Below are 18,615 nucleotides of genomic sequence, written 5' to 3'. Positions count from 1 at the left end.
GGGCGCCCGGTACCCACCGGGCGCCCTTCGTGTTTTGGGCCGCTGCACAGGATGGAATTCACCTCGTTTTAACCGCACCTCTGTGCCACATTTCCCGGAACAATCGCGGAGATCAGGGTTCCGGTTCCTGTCGAAATTTCGTGACAATAGGGAGACAGTGGTGTCGTATTCCCCTACTTATCGTTTTCTCGTCGCCGCTCCGACGAATCCTGTCTTCCGCTCTCGCGCCCGCTTGAGGAGCCCTTTCATGTCCGCGTCCGCACGCCGCCGTGCTCTCATGACCGCCTCGGTCCTCCTGACCGCCCTCGGCACCACCGCCGTCCTGCCGGTGGCGACCGCCTCCGCCGCCCCCACCGCCAAGGCCGCCCCCAAGCCCAACCCCGCCGCCCGTTACGCCGGCAAGGCCGTCGCCATCGGCAAGGACATGGTGGCCGTCCTGCGCAACGACCCCAAGGCGGGCGGCCCCGAGGCGTGGATCCGTGCCGTGCCGGAGAACTGGCGCTCGGGCGACCCCTACATGAACCGCGTCCTGGCCGGGCTCGACCGCGGCCACGTCACGGCCACGCAGCGCGGTCTCTCCCTGCGGCTGGTCGACCCCAAGGGCGCCAAGCCCGCGCTCCGGGTGACCGGCGGCAAGGGTGGCCCGCGCACCTACGCGCTCCCGAAGGTCGGCACCCCCGACGCCCGGGGCTGCACGATCATCACGCAACACTTCATCGGGGCCGGGACCGTCGCCGTGCTGAGCAACGGCCTCAACGGTCCCTCGGCCTTCTTCAAGGACGCCGGCGACGGCACGCGCGTCGCCGGGGTCGTCAACCGCGCCCACCCCTCGCTGCCCAAGAGCGCCGGGTTCCTGGCCCAGATCGTCGACCCCAAGGGAGCGGCGCCCAAGCTCCGCACCAACATGGAGGGCGGCGGCCACCCTGCGTCCACCACGCCGTTCCCGGCTCCCGGGTGCGTGAAGTAACGCCGCCTTCTCGCCTACGCCTACGACGACGAAGGGCGCCCGGTACCCACCGGGCGCCCTTCGTGTGTGCGATGCGTCATGCGAACTGCCGGATGAAGGCCCGCCAGCTATCGCGGGAGAGTCCTGGAGGTATCCGACCCTGACCGGGACCGGCTGCCCTTGCCCCGCTGCCCCAGCCCGGACGAGGAGGGTGGGCGCGGGCTGGCGCTGGTGGACGCGCCGGCCGACGCATGGGCGCGGCCCGCTTCACACTCCCGCCCTCGGAGGCCCCCCACGTTTTGGACCACCCGTAACACAACAGGGGGCCTCAGACCTTGAGACTCCGCCGCACCCGGGCGATCACCTGCTGCGCCTCCGCGCCGAACACCGCCGACTCCGCGAAGGTGTCCCACACGCGGCGATACAGAGCGATCGTTTCGGCGTCGTCCAGCCAGAGTTCGGCGTGCCAGTCCTCGACCACGACCAGGCGTTCGTCCAGCACATCGAACGAGTTCCCCATCGTCAGGGGCAGCGTGCCGTCCAACGGAAGGATCCCCAGGTTGACGGTGTCCATGCCCACCACGCCCAGCAGGCGGTCGAGTTGGGCCGCCAAAACGTCCGGCGGACAGATACGGCCCCACAGCACGCTTTCAGGCATGAGCAGGTTCAACCGCTTGCCCGGCCGGTACAGCCACTCCTGCCGTTTCATACGGGCCCGCACCGCGGCTTCCGTGTCCCTCGGCGACTGCTGGAGTGTGGCGTGCCGCTCGAAGACGTGCCTGGCGTAGTCGGCCGTCTGGAGAATGCCGCTGACGGCGGCGGTGCTCAGCGCGTGCTGTGTCGTGCTGTTGGACACGAGGGTGTTCCAGGTTTCCTGGACCGGAGCGTGTCCTGCCGCGAGCTGACGTCGCCACGATCGAATGTGGCTCTCGAAGCCCCGTAGCCGGGACCGCAGTTCCGGGAACACGGCAGGCTGCCCGACGGCCTCGGCCCATGCTCGAAGGTCGTCGTCCGTGGGGGTCTGCCTGCCGTTCTCCAGCTTGCTGACCTTCGACTGCCGCCATCCCAGCCGCTGCGCGAGCTGGACACCGGTGAGCCGACCTTCAGGCCCGTCCACACGCAACTCCCTGAGCCTACGGCCCAGTTCCTCACGCGCCCTCTGATAGTCCGTACTCACCGGTCACCCGTGCTAGCCCTTACGCGTCACTGCCCATCTCCGCCGTGAACTGCTTCCACGGTACGGCGTGGTGCCAAGCAGCATCCCGCACCATGCAGCAGCGCACCACCTCTGCGGGCTCGGTAATCAGGTCCACGTGCGTGAGCTGGTCGTCGTCATCGAACCGCAGCAGCGCGATGAGCCGGCTGTCGAACAGCCAGAAGTCCTCGGCGGGGAGCCGCAGCCGGTCCGCGTCGGCACGCCACAGGTTGCGGATGTCCTCGCCCATGACGCCGTTCCGCCTGGCGTTGTCGAGGAGGTAGAGCTGGCCCGTGGTCGGCGGCTGGTCCACAATGCGCACGCGTTCGACGCGCTTGCCCTGGTCGGTCTGCTTGCGGATCGCCTCGCAGTACGGGCTGTCGAACGTCCAGTCGGCTCGTCCCGTCTCCACGAACTGCTGCCAGTTGTCGTTGGTCTCGTCGCTGGCGTATCGGCGGCGCGTCTCCAGGCGCCATGCCGTGTGCTCGAATTTCTCGAACAGGCCGCCGAACTCGTCCAGATCGATCGTCCGCACCTGCCGCGTCCGCTCCTTCGGGGTCCAGTCGACCAGCAGGTCCCTCGGAACCACGATCGCGACCTCTCCCTCCGAGAGGTGCTGGAGCTGTGCGATGTCTTCCGGATCCGTGAGCGGAGGACCGTGCACGACGACCTCCCCGCTGTCCAAGTCCTCATGCACGGAGGGACATCCACCGCTGCTGCTCCCCGTCCCGTTGAACCGCAACCTGCGCGCCACGCGCAACCACCCCCTGGGTGTCGATAAAGCTGGCGCACACAGCATCTCGGTGTCTCTGAGTGAATGTCCATGCATCCAGAGTGACTACGTGAGAATAACGAAGAATATTCGCCCCCTTTCTCCCTGCCCTCCCCCTACGGTCGTCGCCGAAGCCACCCCACCTCCACCTAGGGAGACCCGGTGACCCCCACGACCAATGCCCGACCCCGCTCCCCGGCCCAGCTTCCCCCCGGCTTCGACGCGTGGCTGCTCGACTGCGCCCCCGTCGCCGGCTGTGACGTCTGCGGAGCGAACTGGCGGCAGTTGCTCGCCTGCAAGCAGGCCGGGAACATCACGCAGGCCATGTGCCACGCCACCGAGATCCGGGACCACCCTTCGGGCGTGCACGTCCGCCCCTCTTCCCCCAAGAACTCCCGCCCACCCCGGGCGGCGGCGGTCGGACACGGCCGTAACAGCGGAGCAGGAAGGTACAGCGATGGTGAACGGAAGTGACCTGTACGCGCTCGACCTCGGTGGCGCCCCGTTCCTCAAGGCGTGCGGTGGGAACACCCACCCGGACGGCGAGTCCTGCGTGACCCTCGCCCGGATCGGCGAAGACGCCTGGGCCCTCGGTGACAGCAAGCGGCCCGACATGGAACCGCTGCGGTTCACCACGAACGAGCTGAGCGCCGCCGGTATCGATCCGGCCCGCTTCGGTCTGGCCCACTGAGCCTCGACCGATCCAGGAAACCCAGCCGGTTCCGGGGCGGCGTCGTCCCGGAACCGGCCCGCACAGCACACCGAAGAGGACCCGGGTGCACCACCACGCCTACCTCTGGACCGGCCCCAAATCCCGCTTCGACGAAGAAGCCTTCCGGCGCCCGCCCCATCCCCAGCCGCCCCCGCCCACCAGCAGTCCGGAGCTGATCCAGCGATACCGGCTGGCCACCGCCGAGTTCACCACCTGCGACCTGCCCCCGCTGGAGACCGCGTACTGGCTGGTCAAGCCCCACTCACTCGTCAAGGGAACCTGGTCCGAGCCGTCGGCCGCCGCCGCCTGGCTCGGGGAGCGGCTCACCGAGTACGCGCCCCGGTTCGCCGCCGAAGCGCACCGCGCCCCCGGCCGCCTGGCCGCCCTGCTCGCCTCCGCCGCCGACCGGCTGGCGGCCGGCGGTGACATCTCGCTCGGGTTCTACCTCGAACGGCCCGTGTTCCTCTCCGTGGCCCTGGTGGGCTGCGCTCCCCATCGCGCCCGCCCGGACCTGCCCTGCCCGCTCGGCGCATGACGAGGGCGCCCGGTGCCGTACCGGATGCTGCACACCGCCCGGCCGCCGTTCGCCCGGTCAGCTCCGCCGCAGCCGGCGCAGTCCCAGGAACGCCGCCACGCCGACGGCCAGGATCACGGCGCCCACCTTCAGGCTCGGAGTGCCGCCCTCGTCCCCCGAATCGTCGGAACCCCCCTCGCCCGACGGCGACCCGGCGTCCGGGCGCTCGGGCGCGTCGGCCGCCTGTACGGAGCTTTCCGCGCCCTCGCTGCCGTACATCAGCTTCGTACCGTCGGCGGAGTACGACACGGACTCGCCCTGCCCCTGGAACGGCACGTCCAGCCGCCCGCGCCGCTTGATCCGGCCGTCGTTCCAGTCGTAGTAGACGCCCCCGAAGTAACCGCGCACGGCGAACTGCCTGCCGTCCGGGGAGAACGCGGCGTCGGTGGCCCACAGATCGACGGGCGCGACCTGGCGGAAGACGTTCGCGCCGGACGTGGAGAGGGCGGCCGGACCCTCGTACAGGTGCCCGCCCTCCTCGTTCTTGTCGATGATGTACACCCGCCCGGTCTTCGGGTGGACGAGCAGCGACTCCGCGTCGCGCGGTCCGTCCGCGTACTTCACCACGTACTGCGTGGCCGTCACCGTCTGGTCCGTCAGCCGCTCCGGCTCGGGCAGCTTGTAGATCCACACGTACGGCCACTTCCCGCCGAAGTTGTCGCCGATGTCGCCGACGTAGATCTGGTTGTCCGGCCCGATGGAGATGGCCTCGACGTCGCGCGGCGAGCCGATCCCGCGCAGGGTGATCCGGGCGACGGTCCGGCCGGTGGCGCTGTCCACGGCGTACAGGTACGGCCCGTCGTCGCTGTCGTTGTGCGTCCAGTAGACGCCCGGGTGCTGCCGGGAGGCGGCGAGCCCGCTGGACTCGGTTATCCGCGGGTCCTTGATGGTGAACCCCTTGTTCCCCTTGTTCTCCTTGTTCCCCGCGCCCTCGGCGGTCCCGGTGGCGGAGGCGGGCAGCGCGCAGGCACCGGCGAGCAGCACCCCGGCGAGTACGGCGAACGATCGACGCATGAACCAAGCCTGCCATCCCCGGAGGGGGTCCGGGGGAGGTGGTCGGCCTCACGCACCCCGGCGGCCCGCGGGCCCCGGCCATCGTCCATGATGAGCCGATGCTTAGGTTCATGCCCGTGGGCGACTCCATGACGATCGGGAGCGCGGGCGAGCACACATGGCGTTACCGGCTGTGGCGGCACCTGTGCGGGACGTACGGCGGCCCGTTCACCTTCGTCGGCCCGCGCGAGACGCTCTACGACCAGCGGGCCGGCGCCCCGACGTCCCTCGCCTACGCCGAACCCGGCTTCCCCCGCGGCCATCTGGCGGGCTGGGGCGAGGGCTGGATGCACATGGCCCCGCTGATCGGCGAGGCGGTGCGCGCCCACCGGGCCGACGTGCTGCTGGTCTCCCTCGGCCTGATCGACCTGGGCTTCTACACCAACGCCGAACAGACGGACGAGAACGTACGGGCGTTCGTCGCGAGGGCGCGGGAGGCCCGCCCGCGGATACGGATGGTGCTGCTGCCCGTCATACCCAACGTCCGGGCCGCTTCCGACGCGCCCTTCGCCGAGCAGGTGGACCGCTTCAACGACCTGCTCGCCAAGACCGTCGCCGACCTGGACGAGGCACGGTCGCCGCTGCTGCTGGCCTCGCTGCCCGAGGAGTGGGACATCCACACCGACACCTACGACGGCACCCATCCCAACGCGAGCGGGGAGCACCGGATCGCGGGGGCGTTCGCAGGGGCGATGTGGGAGGCGTGGGGGGTCGGACGGCCGTACGAGGACTGATCAGGTCGGATGAAATCCGGCGTTACGCGGGCGTGGTGCCTATCGTTGTACTGCGCGGCTGCCCGGTCCGTGAGGAAGCCGGGGAGGAGCGCCAAGTGACCGTCCTGGACGACAGGATCGACATGGCCGACGCCAACACCGAGCGTCTTGACGAGTGGTTCGAGCTGCTCGAGCGCATGCCCGTCCCCGAGGGATACAGGGTCGAGATCGTCGGGGGCAACGTCCACATGACGCCACAGCGGGGCACACACTGGAGCATCATCCGCCGGATCGTGCGGGCGCTGGAGGACAGGTTCGGTATGGACATCCAGGTGTTCTCCGACGTCCGCATCGACTTCCCAGGTCACGAGAACGGCTTCTGCCCGGACGTCGCCCTGCTCAAGGACTCGGCGCGCATGGACGACGCAGGCCACTGGCAGCACCAGGACGTCGAATTCGTCGCCGAGGTCATTTCCAAGGGCACCGCGGCGAACGACTACGGCCCGAAGAAGGCCGCCTACGCCGCCGCCGAAGTCCCCCTGTATCTCATCGTCGACCCCTACAAGGGCATGTGCTACGTCTACACGCAGCCCAAGGAGAACGACTACATCACGCGGACGAAGGTCGCCTTCGGTGAGGACATCGACCTGACCGGCACCGTGATCGACCTCGTGCTCAAGACCGACGGCTTTCCCCGCGACTAGTCCCGCCCCCAGGCGTACAGCCCCGGTGGTCTGCCGGTACCGCCGACCACCGCGGTGACACGGGTCACATGCCCCGCCCTGTCACACCGGCGCTCCCGCCGGCATCTCGTGGGTGACAGAACGCCGCGCCCCGCGTCCGCGCGGCACCCACTCCCCTGCGAGGACGACACCATGACCGGTCCCATGACCACGGCTCCCCGTATCGACCTGACCGCCAACGGCCTCGGCGCCAAGCTCGGCAAGCGGTTCGCCACCCTCGGCCTCGGCGTCACGCAGTCGGCGCTGCCCCGGCGCACCCAGGAGCTGGTGATGCTGCGCGCCAGCCAGATCAACGGCTGCGGTTACTGCGCCGACCTGCACACCAAGGAGGCCACGGCGGCCGGCGAGACCGCGACGCGGCTGCACCTGGTGGCCGCCTGGCGCCACTCCACCGTGTTCACCGAGGCCGAGCGGGCCGCGCTGGCGCTCGCCGAGGAGGGCACCCGGCTCGCCGACGCCCACCAGGGCGTGTCCGAAGCGACCTGGCAGGAGGTCCGCGCGCACTACGACGAGGAGCAGACCACGGCGCTGGTGTACCTCGTCGCCGTGATCAACGCGGCCAACCGGCTCGGCGTGATCACGCACCACCGGGGCGGCTCCTACGAACCCGGCATGTTCGACCGGCCGCAGGGCTGACCGGCACCTCGCGCGCGCCCGGTTCCGGGCGCGCGCGACGGCAGGAGCTTGCCTAGAGCGCACTCCAGGTCGTTGGCTTGTGGACCATGGAGTACACGCAGCTCGGACGCACAGGACTCAAGGTCAGCCGGCTCGTCCTCGGGACGATGAACTTCGGTCCGGAGACCGACGAAGCCGACAGCCACGCGATCATGGACGCGGCGCTGGACGCGGGCATCAACTTCTTCGACACCGCCAACGTGTACGGCTGGGGCGAGAACAAGGGCCGGACCGAGTCCATCATCGGCAACTGGTTCGCCAAGGGCGGCGGCCGGCGCGAGAAGACCGTCATCGCCACCAAGGTGTACGGCAACATGGGCCCGGACGGCGCGACGGTGTGGCCCAACCACGACAAGCTCTCGGCGCTGAACATCCGGCGCGCGGTGGACGCCAGCCTGAAGCGGCTCAAGACCGACTACATCGACCTCTACCAGTTCCACCACATCGACCGGGACACGCCGTTCGAGGAGATCTGGCAGGCGATCGACGTCCTGGTCGGGCAGGGCAAGATCCTCTACGTCGGCTCCAGCAACTTCCCCGGCTACAAGATCGCCCAGGCCAACGAGGCCGCCGCCCGCCGCGCCGGCACCATCGGGCTGGTCAGCGAGCAGTGCCTGTACAACCTGGCCGAGCGGCGCGCCGAGATGGAGGTCATCCCGGCCGCGCGGGACTACGGCCTCGGGGTCATCCCGTGGTCGCCGCTGCACGGCGGTCTGCTCGGCGGGGTCATCAAGAAGGAGGTCCAGGGCGGTCGCCGTGCCTCCGGCCGGGCCGCCGAGACCCTCAAGGACCCGGCGGCCCGCGCGCGGATCCAGGCCTACGAGGACCTGCTCGACAAGCACGGACTGGAGCCCGGCGAGGTGGCCCTGGCCTGGCTGCTCACCCGCCCCGGCATCACCGGCCCGATCGTCGGCCCGCGCACCGCCGGACAGCTGGAGTCCGCGCTGCGCGCCGTGGAACTGGAACTGAGCGAGGACCTGCTGACCGCCCTGGACGAAATCTTCCCGGGCCCGGGCCCGTCCCCGGAGGCCTTCGCCTGGTAGCCACAGAGGGGCCGGCGCCCCGAAAGGGGCGCGGGGAACTGCGCGACCAGCCAGGCACAGCCCGCAGCCGAAAAACGGCCCCGCGGTTCCCCGCCCCTCTCCCCCAGGCCCGCCAAAGGCGCCCCGACAGGGGCGCGGGGAACTGCGCGACCAGCCACAACCGACCCGCAGCCGAAGAAACAGGCACCCATACCCGGCAACGGCACCCCGCAGGGGCCCGCGGGGAACTGCGCGACCAGCCACGGACAACCCGCACCCGAAGAACGGCCGCGGTTCCCCGGCGCCCTTTTCCTACCGCATGGCCGACGCCACAGCCACCACCACGAACATCAACACAAGCGCACCGGCCATGATCCGGTTCCGGGTTTTCGGGTCCACGTATTCGAGACTAACCGGCCCCGCCCAGCGCCCACCGCCCGACCGCCTCGTACCGCGGCTGCTCCCCCGGCACCCCGGACGCCGGCAGCCGGCTGCGCATCAGCACCAGGTCGGCCACGGTCCAGGTGTCGCCGGAGAACTCCGCGAGCGCGGTGACGTACGGCCGTACGTCCACCGCGTGCCGGCTGCGGGCCAGCGTGAGATGGGCCTTGTACCGCCGGTGCTCCCCGCCCGGCAGCCCCGCCTTCCGCGCCGCCGCCTCCGCCCGCCCGGCCAGCAGCCGCAGCTCCGCCACGTCGCCCCGGGCGCCCACCCACAAGGCGCGGCCCTGGCCGAACTGGCCGCCGCCCGCGAGCGCGAGGGTGAACGGCGCCGCCCGGTGGGCCGCGCGGGCCAGCCGGTCCGCCAGGGCGGGTACGGCGTCGTCGGGGACCTCGCCGTAGAAGGCGAGCGTGAAGTGCCAGCCGGGGCGGCCCGTCCACCGCAGCCGGCCGGCCCCCGGCAACTCCCGCAACCGGTCCACCTCGGCGGCGAGTTCGTCCGCGATGTGCTCCGGGGGCAGTACGGCGGCGAAGAGTCTCATGGCCTCACGATCCCAGACCCGGGCGGGCATGATGGGACGATGACGATCACCATCCGTGAAGGCGGCCCCGACGATCTGCCCGCGATACTCCGCATGCTCGACAGCGGCGTGGAGTGGCTGGTCTCACAGGGGCGTACCCGTCAGTGGGGCACGGAGCCGCTCTCCGGGAACAAGACGGCCCGAGCGGTCGAGCGGGCCGTGGCCGAGGGCACCACGTACATCGCCGAGATCGACGGGGAGCCGGCGGCCGCTCTCGTCCTCGCCGACGGGCCCGGCGCCCATCTGGCCCATCTGCCGGCGCCCGGCGAGCCCGAGCGGTACATCCGCTGGCTCGCCTCCGACCGCCGCTTCAAGGGCCGGGGCGCGGGCGGCGCGCTGCTCGCGCACGCCGCCGAGGTGACCCGGCGGGCGGGCGTGGGCCTGCTGCGGGTGGACTGCTACGCCGGTGACGACCGCAAGCTGGTGGCGTACTACGAGGCCAACGGCTTCACCCCGACGCACGCCTACACCCACGGCCCGGACGCCTGGCCGGGGCAGGTGCTGGCCCGGAGGGTCGGCTAGGCCCTCCGGGGCACCGCGGGGCTGCCTACGCGGCCGTGGCCAGCCGTTCCCGTTCGCGCGGGACGAAGCGGACGCTCGGGTGGCCGTGGTGCCAGCCGACCGCCAGCCGCAGGCCGCCGATGCGGGCCAGGACCAGGCCGACGGCGCCGGCCGCGAGCGCCGAGATCACACCGCCGACGGCGAAGCCGGCCCGGGCGCCGTAGGTGTCGGTGATCCAGCCGACCACCGGCGCGCCCAGCGGCGTACCGCCCATGAACACCATCATGAACAGGGCCATCACCCGGCCGCGCATGGCCGGGTCGGTGCCCATCTGCACGGCCGTGTTCGCGGTGACGTTCACCGTCAGTCCGAACACCCCGATCGGCACCATGAGCAGCGCGAACAGCCAGTACGACGGTGCCGCCGCGGCGACGATCTCCAGCGTGCCGAAGGCCAGCGCGGCGGCGATCAGCACGCGCAGCCGGGCCGTGCCGCGCCGGGCGGCCAGCAGGGCGCCGACCAGGGAGCCGACGGCCATCAGGGTGTTGAAGAGGCTGTAGGCGCCGGCGCCCGCGTGGAAGACGTCGTCCGCGTAGGCGGTCAGCCACACCGGGAAGTTGAAGCCGAAGGTGCCGATGAAGCCGACCAGGACGATGGGCCAGATCAGCTCCGGCCGCTTGGCGACGTAGCGCAGGCCCTCGCGCAGCTGGCCCTTGCCGCGCGGCGCGCGCTCGACCACGTGCAGTTCGCGGGCGCGCATCAGCAGCAGGCCGGTGATGGGCGCGGCGAAGGACAGGCCGTTGACGAGGAACGCCCAGCCGGTGCCCACGCCGGTGATCATCAGGCCGGCCACGGCGGGGCCGACGAGCCGGGCGGACTGGAAGTTCGCCGAGTTCAGGCTGACCGCGTTCTGGAGCTGGTCGGGGCCGACCATCTCGGAGACGAAGGACTGGCGGGCCGGGTTGTCCACCACCGTGGCGAGGCCGACGGCGAAGGCGGCGACGTAGACGTGCCAGACCTGGACCTGCCCGGACAGGGTCAGCGCGGCGAGCGCGAGCCCGGTGGCGCCCATCGCGGACTGGGTGACCAGCAGGGTGGGCCGCTTGGGCAGGCGGTCCACGAGGACCCCGCCGTACAGGCCGAACAGCAGCATGGGCAGGAACTGCAGGGCCGTGGTGATGCCGACGGCGGCCGAGGAGCCGGTGAGGCTGAGGACCAGCCAGTCCTGGGCGATGCGCTGCATCCAGGTGCCGGTGTTGGAGACGACCTGGCCGGCGAAGAAGAGGCGGTAGTTCCGGATCCTCAGCGAGCTGAACATCGAGGACTTGCCGGAAGCGGGCGCGGTGGTGGTAGGGGTCGGTGCGGGGGCGGAAGGTATTCCGGATCCCGTACTCAACAGGATTCGCCTCCTCGGTCGGTGCGCTTACAGGTGTGCGAGTTTCTCCAGCACGGGGGCGGCGGCGCGCAGGGCGGCCCACTCGTCCTCGTCGAGGCCCTCGGCCAGGCCGGCCAGGAAGGCGTTGCGCTTGCGGCGGCTCTCTTCGAGCATCGCCTCGGCCTGTTCGGTCTGGGTGACCACCTTCTGGCGCCGGTCCTCGGGGTGCGGCTCCAGCCGGACCAGTCCCTTGGCTTCGAGCAGCGCGACGATGCGGGTCATCGACGGCGGCTGGACGTGCTCCTTGCGGGCCAGTTCACCCGGGGTGGCCGAGCCGCAGCGGGCGAGGGTGCCGAGCACCGACATCTCGGTGGGGCTCAGCGACTCGTCGACCCGCTGGTGCTTGAGCCGACGGGACAGCCGCATCACGGCGGAGCGGAGGGCGTTCACGGCGGCAGCGTCGTCGCCATGGGTAAGGTCCGGCATGTTCTTTAGCGTAACTCATTACTCTTACTAAAGACCACTCGGGCGGGCCCGTGCCGCCCGTGACGCCCGCCACTGGATCCCGCGCCCGCCCGGCGGAAAAGGAACGAGCGCCCGGACCGTGGTCCGGGCGCTCGTGCGGAAGGGGATTCCTGCGGGCTCAGGTGAGGCCCAGGGCCGGCATCAGGTAGTAGAAGGCGAAGACGGCCGAGACGACGTACATCGCCGGGGGGATCTCCCGGGCCCGCCCGGCGGCCAGGCGCAGCACCGTGAAGGCGATGAAGCCCATGCCGATGCCGTTGGTGATCGAGTAGGTGAACGGCATCATCAGCATCGTCACGAAGGCCGGCATGGCGATGGTGTAGTCCGCCCAGTCGATCTCCTTGATGGAGTTCGACAGGATCAGGAAGCCCACCGCGAGCAGTGCCGGGGTGGCCGCCTGGGACGGGACCATCGTGGCGATCGGCGTGAGGAACAGCGCGACGGCGAAGAGGCCGCCCGTGACGACGTTCGCGAGGCCGGTGCGCGCGCCCTCGCCGACGCCCGCCGTGGACTCCACGAAGGCGGTGGTGGCCGAGGCGGAGCTGGCACCGCCGGCCGCGACCGCGAAGCCGTCGACGAAGAGGACCTTGTTGATGCCCGGCATGTAGCCCTCGGCGTCGGTCAGCTTGGCCTCGTCGCTGATGCCCATGATCGTGCCCATCGCGTCGAAGAAGCACGACAGCAGGACCGTGAAGACGAACAGGATGCCGGTCAGGATGCCGACCTTGTGGAAGCCGCCGAACAGGCTGACCTGGCCGAGCAGGCCGAGGTCGGGGGTGGAGACCGGGTTGCCCGGCCACTTCGGGACGGTCAGGCCCCAGGACGGGACGGTGGCCACCGCGTTGATGATCAACGCGACCACGGTCATGCCGACGATGGAGAGCAGGATCGCGCCCGGCACCTTGCGGACGATCAGCGCGAAGGTGAGCAGCGCGCCGAGGACGAAGATCAGCACCGGCCAGCCGGTGAGGTGACCGCCGACGCCGAGCTGGAGCGGGACGGTGGTCTGGGCGGCGTCCGGCATCCGGGTGACGAAGCCGGAGTCGACCAGGCCGATCAGCATGATGAACAGGCCGATACCGATCGAGATCGCCTTGCGCAGGCCGAACGGCACGGCGTTCATCACCCGCTCGCGCAGGCCCGTGGCGACCAGCAGCATGACCACGAAACCGGCCAGCACGACCATGCCCATGGCGTCCGGCCAGGACATGCGCGGCGCGAGCTGGAGCGCGACGACCGAGTTCACGCCGAGGCCGGCGGCGAGCGCGATCGGCACATTGCCGATGACGCCCATCAGCAGCGTGGTGAACGCGGCCGACAGCGTCGTGGCCGTCACCAGCTGACCGTTGTCCAGCTGGTGGCCGTACATGTCCTTCGCGCTGCCGAGGACGATCGGGTTCAGCACGATGATGTACGCCATCGCGAAGAAGGTGGCGAGACCGCCCCGGACCTCACGGCCGACGGAGCTGCCGCGCTCGGAGATCCGGAAGTAGCGGTCGAGGAAGCCGAAGGCGGGAGCACCGCCCGGCCTCTCGGGGGTGGGGACCTTGGCAGGTGCCGAGGTGGACATGCGTGACCTCATCACCAACGGGGTTCCCCCGAGCCCTGTTGGAGTTTCATACGAGCGGAAGCGGCCAAAGACAAACGGCTCCAGTATGAACGTATGAGTCATAGATCGCTATCTCCGCGCGTAGACAGCGGCGGCGCATAAGCTGTGCGCATGGCTAAGTGGACCCCCAAGCACGAGGCGCCGGAGCCCCTGGAGGGCCCCGTGGTCGCCACCATCACCGGCGGCACGATCGTGTGGTTCGTCCTCTTCCTGGTCCAGCTGCCGTTCTACGGCTGGTTCGACGACCACGGCCACACCTGGTGGCTGTGGACCTGCCTGGCCGGCGGCGGCCTGGGGCTGATCGGCGTCTGGTACGTCCGCAAGCGGGACGCGGCGATCAAGCGGGCCGCTGCCGCGCCGGATCCGGCCACCCGGTAACGGCCGGCGCCGGCGGGCGGGCGGCGAGTGCCCCGGCGCCGGTGGGCGGTCGGGCGCGTCCGCACGTACCGTCGAATGCATGAGCCACATACGCGCGGACGCGGAACTCGATCCGGCGCGTCCGGTGCCGTCACCGAGGACCCGCCCGGCCGGGCTCGGCCCCGCCGAGGTCGCCGAACGCGTCGCGCGCGGCCAGGTCAACGACGTGCCGGTGCGCAGCAGCCGCTCGCTGGGGGAGATCGTCCGGGCGAACGTCCTCACCCGGTTCAACGCGATCATCGGTGTGCTCTGGCTGATCATGCTGGTCGTCGCGCCGATCCAGGACAGCCTGTTCGGCTTCGTGATCCTCGCCAACACCGCCATCGGGATCGTCCAGGAGTGGCGGGCCAAGCAGACCCTGGACTCGCTCGCGGTGATCGGGGAGGCCCGGCCGACGGTACGGCGGGACGGCGTGGCGCTCCAGGTGGCCACCGGTGAGATCGTCCTGGACGACCTGATCGAGATCGGCCCCGGCGACAAGATCGTGGTCGACGGGGTGTGCGCGGAGGCGGACGGGCTGGAGATCGACGAGTCGCTGCTCACCGGCGAGGCCGACCCCGTCGTCAAACGCCCCGGCGACCAGGTCATGTCCGGCAGCTTCGTGGTCGCGGGCAGCGGCGCCTTCCAGGCCACCAAGGTCGGCCGCGAGGCCTACGCCGCCCGGCTCGCCGAGGAGGCCTCCCGCTTCACGCTGGTCCACTCCGAGCTGCGCAGCGGCATCTCCACCATCCTCAAGTACGTCACCTGGATGATGGTCCCGGCGGCCGTCGGGCTGGTCGTCACCCAGCTCGTCGTGGAGAACAACGACCTCAAGGACGCCGTGGCCCGCACGGTCGGCGGGATCGTGCCGATGGTCCCCGAGGGACTGGTGCTGCTCACCTCCGTGGCCTTCGCGATCGGCGTCATCCGGCTGGGCCGACGGCAGTGCCTGGTGCAGGAGCTGCCGGCCATCGAGGGCCTGGCCCGCGTCGACACCGTCTGCCTGGACAAGACCGGCACCCTCACCGAGGGCGGCATGGACGTCACCGGACTGCGGCCGCTGAACGGGGCGGACGAGTCGTACGTCCGCAAGGTGCTCGGCGCGCTCGGCGAGTCCGACCCGCGGCCCAACGCCTCCCTCCAGGCGATCATCGACGCCTTCCCGGACAGCGAGGAGTGGCGCTGCGTGGAGTCGCTGCCGTTCTCCTCCGCCCGCAAGTACAGCGGGGCCGCGTTCAGCGAGGGCGACGGCGAGACCAGTACCTGGCTGCTGGGCGCCCCGGACGTGCTGCTCGCCCCCGACGACCCGGCCCTGGCCGAGACCGAGCGGCTCAACGAGCGGGGGCTGCGGGTGCTGCTGCTGGCCCGCGCGCGCCGGGACCTGGACGACCCCGAGCCGGCCCGGGACGCCCGCCCCACCGCCCTGGTCGTCCTGGAACAGCGGCTGCGGCCGGACGCCTCGGACACCCTGCGCTACTTCGCCGAGCAGAACGTGCGGGCCAAGGTCCTCTCCGGGGACAACGCGGTGTCGGTCGGCGCTGTCGCCGCGAAGCTCGGCCTGGAGGGTACGGCGGTGGACGCGCGGCGGCTGCCCGCCGACCCGCCGGCGATGGCCGAGGCGCTGGACGAGGGCACGGTGTTCGGGCGGGTCACCCCGCAGCAGAAGCGGGACATGGTGGACGCGCTCCAGTCCCGTGGCCGTACGGTCGCGATGACCGGGGACGGCGTGAACGACGTGCTGGCCCTGAAGAGCGCGGACATCGGGGTCGCCATGGGCTCCGGTTCCGAGGCCACCCGGGCGGTCGCGCAGATCGTGCTGCTGGACAACAGCTTCGCGAGCCTGCCCTCGGTGGTCGCCGAGGGCCGCCGGGTGATCGGCAACATCACGCGGGTGGCGACGCTGTTCCTGGTGAAGACCGTCTACTCGGTGCTGCTGGCGGTGCTGGTGGTGTGCGCGCAGGTGGAGTACCCCTTCCTGCCCCGCCACCTGACCCTGCTGTCCACGCTCACCATCGGCGTCCCGGCCTTCTTCCTGGCCCTCGCGCCCAACACGGAACGGGCCAGACCGCAGTTCGTGCGCCGGGTGATGCGGTACGCGGTCCCCGGCGGGGTGGTGGCCGCGGCGGCGACCTTCCTGACGTATCTGCTCGCCCGGCACCACTACTCCGGCCCGGGCGCGCTGGACGCGGAGACCAGTGTGGCCACGCTGACCCTGTTCCTGGTCTCCATGTGGGTCCTGGTGATCATCGCCCGCCCCTACACCTGGTGGCGGGTGATCCTGGTGGCGTCGATGGGCGTGGCCTTCCTGCTGGTCCTCGCCGTCCCCGCGCTCCAGGACTTCTTCGCGCTGAAGCTGGTCGGCGTGACGATGCCGTGGACGGCGGTCGGCGTGGCGGCGGTGGCGTCCGGGGCGCTGGAGTACCTGTGGAGATGGGTCGGCCGCCGTTTCCCGGTCTAGCCGGGCCCGTCGGCCGATGGCCGGAAATCTCCTCACCGAAATCACCTATCAGGGTGACGGCCGTATGGGTGACGCGGCGGGCCGGGCAGAGCGACTGGTGCCATGCACGTCCGGCATCCGTGACCAGCAGTGGGAGTCATCATGTCGATGATCCAGACCGGCTCGCTCCAACTGTCCTCCAACCAGCCCATCGAGACCCAGGGCGGGGACACCTCCACCTTCACCCGGGTCACCTTCCCGACGCCCTTCCCGGCCGGGTCGACGGTGGTCGTGGTGGCCCAGACCCAGACCTTCAACGGCCCCGAGACGCCGGGCATCCGGCTGCACGACGTCAACCGCGAGGGGTTCCTGATCCGCTTCAACGAGCTGAACCTCAACGCCACCACCCGCAGCGACGGCCGGCACGTCACGGAGACGGTCGGCTGGATCGCCAGCACCGTCTGACGCACGCGCACGGGTGCCCCGGCCGCCGCCGGGGCACCCGTGCCCGCGCCTCTCAGCGCACGTCGACGTGATCGCCCGGGGCGCTGACGGCCGAGGTGGTGGACGTGCCGGAGAAGCGGTAGCGGTAGGAGCCGTCGGAGCCGGCCGTCACCGTCGCCCGCAGGGCGCCGTTGGCGGAGGAGGTGAGGGTCTTGACGGTGGTGTAGGTGCCGCTGCCCGCCTTGCGGAACTGGAGCCTGACGGACCGGCCGCCGAAGGCGACCCAGGTGCCGTGCGGCCAGTCGGCGCGGGTCAGCCTGCCGGTGACGGTGATCGTCCGGCCCTTCTTCACCGGCTCCGGGGTGGCGTCGGCGGTGAGCCTCGCGGCGCGGCGGACCGGGACGGTGCCGAGGTCCGTCCGCCACGTGTCGGCGCCGGTCTTCCTGTCGACCGCGACCCCGCCCGTCTTCCAGGTGCCGGCGTCGGAGTCGTACAGCTCGCGGGCGGGGATGGTGAGCGTGGCCCGGCAGTTCGCGGTGGTGGAGTCCACCTTGGTGCAGGTGCCCGGGTCGTCGCCGGCCACCTGGGTGTCGGCGTACTTCGCCGACTTGCCGCGGTAGAGCACCGGGCCGGTGAGGATGCCGGACATCGACACGGTCGCGGGGTGCGTCACGGTGTAGGTCGCCTTGACCCGCACCGTGGAGGTGGCACCGAGGGTGATCGCCTTGCCGCCGTTGACCGACATGTTCGAGAAGGTGACGTTCGGCGCCGCGGGGGCCGCGTGGGCGGCGGGCACGGCGAGGGCGGAGAGGGCCAGGGCGCCGGAGACGGCGGCCGCGGTGGCACGGATGCGCATGTGTGGTCCCTTGGAGGGAGAGGGGGATCGTGGAGTCGGCCGACTCACGCGATCAGATCCCCGCCACACGCCCCGGTTTCCACGGTTCAGGCCCTTCACGGCCGGGTTCGGCCCACCGAATACCCCCGGGTGGCGCAACCCGGGGGTACGGGCCGGGGCCCCGGGCCCGGAACCGCTGTCCGGGCCCGGGGACACCGGCGACTTACTTCACGTCGATGAAGTCGGCGGCGGAGTTGACCGCGGCGGTGGCGGAGTTGCCCGCGTAGGAGAAGCGGTAGTAACCGTCGGCCGAGGCCTTGACCGTCGTCTTCAGGTTGCCCTTGGAGTCGGCCTTGACGGTCTTGACCGTGGTGTAGCCGGTGGTGCTCTTCTTGCTGTACTGGAGCTTCACGGACTGCGAGCCGTAACCGGCGTACTTCAGCGACTCCCAGTCGGCGCGGGTGAGCGCACCGGTGACGGTGATCGTCTTGCCCTTCTTCACCGGCTCCGGGGTGGCGTTGGCGGTCAGCTTGGCGGCGCGCTGGAAGGAGAAGGAGCCGGCCTTCTCCTTCCAGATGAAGTCGCCGTCCTTGGCCTCGACCATCGCGTCCACGTACCAGGTACCGGCGTTCTTGTTGCTGAGGTAGTCCGTCCTCGGGTCGATCTTCACCGAGGCGGTGCAGGTGGAGGTCGTGGCGTTGACCTTGGTGCAGGCGGGCTTGCCGGTGGTCTCGATGCCGTAGCCCGGACCGAAGAGGTCGAACGCGTCGGCGCCCTTGATGCCCGAGTTGTCCGTCGCGGTCACGCTGACCTTGACGGTCACCGCGCCGGAGGTACCGATCTGCACCTTGTTGTCGCCGTCCACGACCACCTTGGTGATCTTGACGTTGCCGACACCGATGTCGGCCTGGGCGGCCGGCACGGCGAGGGCGGACAGGGCCAGAGCGCCGCTCACGACGGCGACAGAGGCACGGATGCGCATGTGTTTCCCCACGTTCAGATCAGGGAGTCGGGATGACTCCGCTGATCTGACCCGGGGTGGATGTGAAAGGTTGTACTAGTGATGT

General features: G+C 70.7%; 21 protein-coding genes. 12 read left to right on the top strand and 9 right to left on the bottom strand.

What is annotated here, in order from left to right; genetic code table 11:
- Window positions 1–247: 247 nt before the first annotated feature.
- Window positions 248–967 carry a hypothetical protein gene (locus Srubr_RS33715; RefSeq protein WP_189992361.1) on the top strand — a complete coding sequence of 240 codons (720 nt, stop codon included), beginning with the start codon at window positions 248–250 and terminating at the stop codon, window positions 965–967.
- A 307-nt stretch (window positions 968–1,274) separates the two neighbouring features.
- On the opposite strand, the gene Srubr_RS33710 is transcribed toward Srubr_RS33715, so the two are convergent.
- Together Srubr_RS33710 and Srubr_RS33705 are read right to left on the bottom strand one after the other, a co-directional pair.
- Window positions 1,275–2,123, bottom strand: a complete 849-nt coding sequence (locus Srubr_RS33710; protein ID WP_189992363.1) for a helix-turn-helix domain-containing protein — start codon at window positions 2,121–2,123, stop codon at window positions 1,275–1,277.
- 19 nt (window positions 2,124–2,142) lie between these two features.
- Window positions 2,143–2,895, bottom strand: coding sequence for a DUF6879 family protein (locus Srubr_RS33705; RefSeq protein ID WP_189992364.1), 753 nt, complete (start codon window positions 2,893–2,895; stop codon window positions 2,143–2,145).
- Between the two features lie 180 nt (window positions 2,896–3,075).
- On the opposite strand from Srubr_RS33705, the gene Srubr_RS33700 reads away from it, so the two are divergent.
- The 3 genes from Srubr_RS33700 (at window position 3,076) to Srubr_RS33690 (ending at window position 4,160) form a co-directional block, all read left to right on the top strand.
- Window positions 3,076–3,387 carry a hypothetical protein gene (locus tag Srubr_RS33700; protein ID WP_189992367.1) on the top strand — a complete coding sequence of 104 codons (312 nt, stop codon included), beginning with the start codon at window positions 3,076–3,078 and terminating at the stop codon, window positions 3,385–3,387.
- Window positions 3,371–3,604, top strand: coding sequence for a DUF397 domain-containing protein (locus tag Srubr_RS33695; RefSeq protein WP_189992369.1), 234 nt, complete (start codon window positions 3,371–3,373; stop codon window positions 3,602–3,604). Before Srubr_RS33700 ends, Srubr_RS33695 begins: the two co-directional genes overlap by 17 nt.
- 85 nt (window positions 3,605–3,689) lie before the next feature.
- On the top strand, window positions 3,690–4,160 hold the full coding sequence (locus Srubr_RS33690; protein WP_189992371.1) for a hypothetical protein: 471 nt from the start codon (window positions 3,690–3,692) through the stop codon (window positions 4,158–4,160).
- A 57-nt stretch (window positions 4,161–4,217) separates the two neighbouring features.
- Here Srubr_RS33690 and Srubr_RS33685 read toward each other — a convergent pair whose 3' ends face one another.
- The gene (locus tag Srubr_RS33685) at window positions 4,218–5,213 is read right to left on the bottom strand and encodes a WD40 repeat domain-containing protein (RefSeq protein ID WP_189992373.1); all 996 of its coding nucleotides are present in this window, start codon (window positions 5,211–5,213) and stop codon (window positions 4,218–4,220) included.
- A gap of 98 nt (window positions 5,214–5,311) precedes the next feature.
- Between Srubr_RS33685 and Srubr_RS33680 the strand changes: the two genes are divergently transcribed.
- From Srubr_RS33680 to Srubr_RS33665, 4 genes are all read left to right on the top strand, one after another.
- Entirely contained in the window at window positions 5,312–5,986 is a 675-nt protein-coding gene (locus Srubr_RS33680; RefSeq protein ID WP_189992382.1) for an SGNH/GDSL hydrolase family protein, read from the top strand.
- A 95-nt stretch (window positions 5,987–6,081) separates the two neighbouring features.
- Entirely contained in the window at window positions 6,082–6,669 is a 588-nt protein-coding gene (locus Srubr_RS33675; RefSeq protein ID WP_189992772.1) for a Uma2 family endonuclease, read from the top strand.
- A gap of 183 nt (window positions 6,670–6,852) precedes the next feature.
- Window positions 6,853–7,344 (top strand): carboxymuconolactone decarboxylase family protein, encoded by a 492-nt coding sequence (locus Srubr_RS33670; RefSeq protein WP_189992774.1) that lies wholly within the window; start codon window positions 6,853–6,855, stop codon window positions 7,342–7,344.
- An 86-nt stretch (window positions 7,345–7,430) separates the two neighbouring features.
- On the top strand, window positions 7,431–8,426 hold the full coding sequence (locus Srubr_RS33665) for an aldo/keto reductase (protein ID WP_189992384.1): 996 nt from the start codon (window positions 7,431–7,433) through the stop codon (window positions 8,424–8,426).
- 388 nt (window positions 8,427–8,814) lie between these two features.
- On the opposite strand, the gene thpR is transcribed toward Srubr_RS33665, so the two are convergent.
- Window positions 8,815–9,387 (bottom strand): RNA 2',3'-cyclic phosphodiesterase, encoded by a 573-nt coding sequence (thpR, locus tag Srubr_RS33660; RefSeq protein WP_189992386.1) that lies wholly within the window; start codon window positions 9,385–9,387, stop codon window positions 8,815–8,817.
- A 39-nt stretch (window positions 9,388–9,426) separates the two neighbouring features.
- On the opposite strand from thpR, the gene Srubr_RS33655 reads away from it, so the two are divergent.
- Window positions 9,427–9,948 carry a GNAT family N-acetyltransferase gene (locus Srubr_RS33655; RefSeq protein ID WP_189992387.1) on the top strand — a complete coding sequence of 174 codons (522 nt, stop codon included), beginning with the start codon at window positions 9,427–9,429 and terminating at the stop codon, window positions 9,946–9,948.
- Between the two features lie 25 nt (window positions 9,949–9,973).
- Here Srubr_RS33655 and Srubr_RS33650 read toward each other — a convergent pair whose 3' ends face one another.
- The 3 genes from Srubr_RS33650 to Srubr_RS33640 form a co-directional block, all read right to left on the bottom strand.
- The gene (locus Srubr_RS33650) at window positions 9,974–11,323 is read right to left on the bottom strand and encodes an MFS transporter (protein ID WP_189992388.1); all 1,350 of its coding nucleotides are present in this window, start codon (window positions 11,321–11,323) and stop codon (window positions 9,974–9,976) included.
- 27 nt (window positions 11,324–11,350) lie between these two features.
- Window positions 11,351–11,788, bottom strand: coding sequence for a MarR family winged helix-turn-helix transcriptional regulator (locus tag Srubr_RS33645; RefSeq protein ID WP_030612070.1), 438 nt, complete (start codon window positions 11,786–11,788; stop codon window positions 11,351–11,353).
- A 157-nt stretch (window positions 11,789–11,945) separates the two neighbouring features.
- The gene (locus Srubr_RS33640) at window positions 11,946–13,397 is read right to left on the bottom strand and encodes an NCS2 family permease (RefSeq protein ID WP_189992389.1); all 1,452 of its coding nucleotides are present in this window, start codon (window positions 13,395–13,397) and stop codon (window positions 11,946–11,948) included.
- 150 nt (window positions 13,398–13,547) lie between these two features.
- Between Srubr_RS33640 and Srubr_RS33635 the strand changes: the two genes are divergently transcribed.
- From Srubr_RS33635 to Srubr_RS33625, 3 genes are all read left to right on the top strand, one after another.
- Window positions 13,548–13,814 carry a DUF2530 domain-containing protein gene (locus tag Srubr_RS33635; RefSeq protein ID WP_189992390.1) on the top strand — a complete coding sequence of 89 codons (267 nt, stop codon included), beginning with the start codon at window positions 13,548–13,550 and terminating at the stop codon, window positions 13,812–13,814.
- Between the two features lie 79 nt (window positions 13,815–13,893).
- Complete coding sequence (locus Srubr_RS33630) at window positions 13,894–16,290, top strand: cation-translocating P-type ATPase (RefSeq protein WP_189992391.1); 2,397 nt, start codon at window positions 13,894–13,896, stop codon at window positions 16,288–16,290.
- A 141-nt stretch (window positions 16,291–16,431) separates the two neighbouring features.
- Window positions 16,432–16,734: a hypothetical protein gene (locus Srubr_RS33625; protein WP_189992392.1), complete on the top strand. Its 303-nt coding sequence runs from the start codon at window positions 16,432–16,434 to the stop codon at window positions 16,732–16,734.
- 52 nt (window positions 16,735–16,786) lie between these two features.
- Here Srubr_RS33625 and Srubr_RS33620 read toward each other — a convergent pair whose 3' ends face one another.
- Window positions 16,787–17,569 carry a hypothetical protein gene (locus Srubr_RS33620; protein WP_189992393.1) on the bottom strand — a complete coding sequence of 261 codons (783 nt, stop codon included), beginning with the start codon at window positions 17,567–17,569 and terminating at the stop codon, window positions 16,787–16,789.
- A 202-nt stretch (window positions 17,570–17,771) separates the two neighbouring features.
- Window positions 17,772–18,530: a calcium-binding protein gene (locus Srubr_RS33615; protein WP_189992394.1), complete on the bottom strand. Its 759-nt coding sequence runs from the start codon at window positions 18,528–18,530 to the stop codon at window positions 17,772–17,774.
- Window positions 18,531–18,615: the final 85 nt, after the last annotated feature.

This window comes from Streptomyces rubradiris, from assembly GCF_016860525.1.
Taxonomy (GTDB): Bacteria; Actinomycetota; Actinomycetes; order Streptomycetales; family Streptomycetaceae; genus Streptomyces; species Streptomyces rubradiris.
This window is presented reverse-complemented; position numbering and strand designations above follow the sequence as displayed.

Coding starts and splice junctions, on each gene's coding strand:
- Srubr_RS33680 (WP_189992382.1), top strand. CDS start 5,312: ATGCTTAGGTTCATGCCCGTGGGCGACTCCATGACGATCGGGAGCGCG.
- Srubr_RS33685 (WP_189992373.1), bottom strand. CDS start 5,213: ATGCGTCGATCGTTCGCCGTACTCGCCGGGGTGCTGCTCGCCGGTGCC.
- thpR (WP_189992386.1), bottom strand. CDS start 9,387: ATGAGACTCTTCGCCGCCGTACTGCCCCCGGAGCACATCGCGGACGAA.
- Srubr_RS33645 (WP_030612070.1), bottom strand. CDS start 11,788: ATGCCGGACCTTACCCATGGCGACGACGCTGCCGCCGTGAACGCCCTC.
- Srubr_RS33670 (WP_189992774.1), top strand. CDS start 6,853: ATGACCACGGCTCCCCGTATCGACCTGACCGCCAACGGCCTCGGCGCC.
- Srubr_RS33635 (WP_189992390.1), top strand. CDS start 13,548: ATGGCTAAGTGGACCCCCAAGCACGAGGCGCCGGAGCCCCTGGAGGGC.
- Srubr_RS33625 (WP_189992392.1), top strand. CDS start 16,432: ATGTCGATGATCCAGACCGGCTCGCTCCAACTGTCCTCCAACCAGCCC.
- Srubr_RS33695 (WP_189992369.1), top strand. CDS start 3,371: ATGGTGAACGGAAGTGACCTGTACGCGCTCGACCTCGGTGGCGCCCCG.
- Srubr_RS33615 (WP_189992394.1), bottom strand. CDS start 18,530: ATGCGCATCCGTGCCTCTGTCGCCGTCGTGAGCGGCGCTCTGGCCCTG.
- Srubr_RS33655 (WP_189992387.1), top strand. CDS start 9,427: ATGACGATCACCATCCGTGAAGGCGGCCCCGACGATCTGCCCGCGATA.
- Srubr_RS33620 (WP_189992393.1), bottom strand. CDS start 17,569: ATGCGCATCCGTGCCACCGCGGCCGCCGTCTCCGGCGCCCTGGCCCTC.
- Srubr_RS33665 (WP_189992384.1), top strand. CDS start 7,431: ATGGAGTACACGCAGCTCGGACGCACAGGACTCAAGGTCAGCCGGCTC.
- Srubr_RS33630 (WP_189992391.1), top strand. CDS start 13,894: ATGAGCCACATACGCGCGGACGCGGAACTCGATCCGGCGCGTCCGGTG.
- Srubr_RS33715 (WP_189992361.1), top strand. CDS start 248: ATGTCCGCGTCCGCACGCCGCCGTGCTCTCATGACCGCCTCGGTCCTC.
- Srubr_RS33640 (WP_189992389.1), bottom strand. CDS start 13,397: ATGTCCACCTCGGCACCTGCCAAGGTCCCCACCCCCGAGAGGCCGGGC.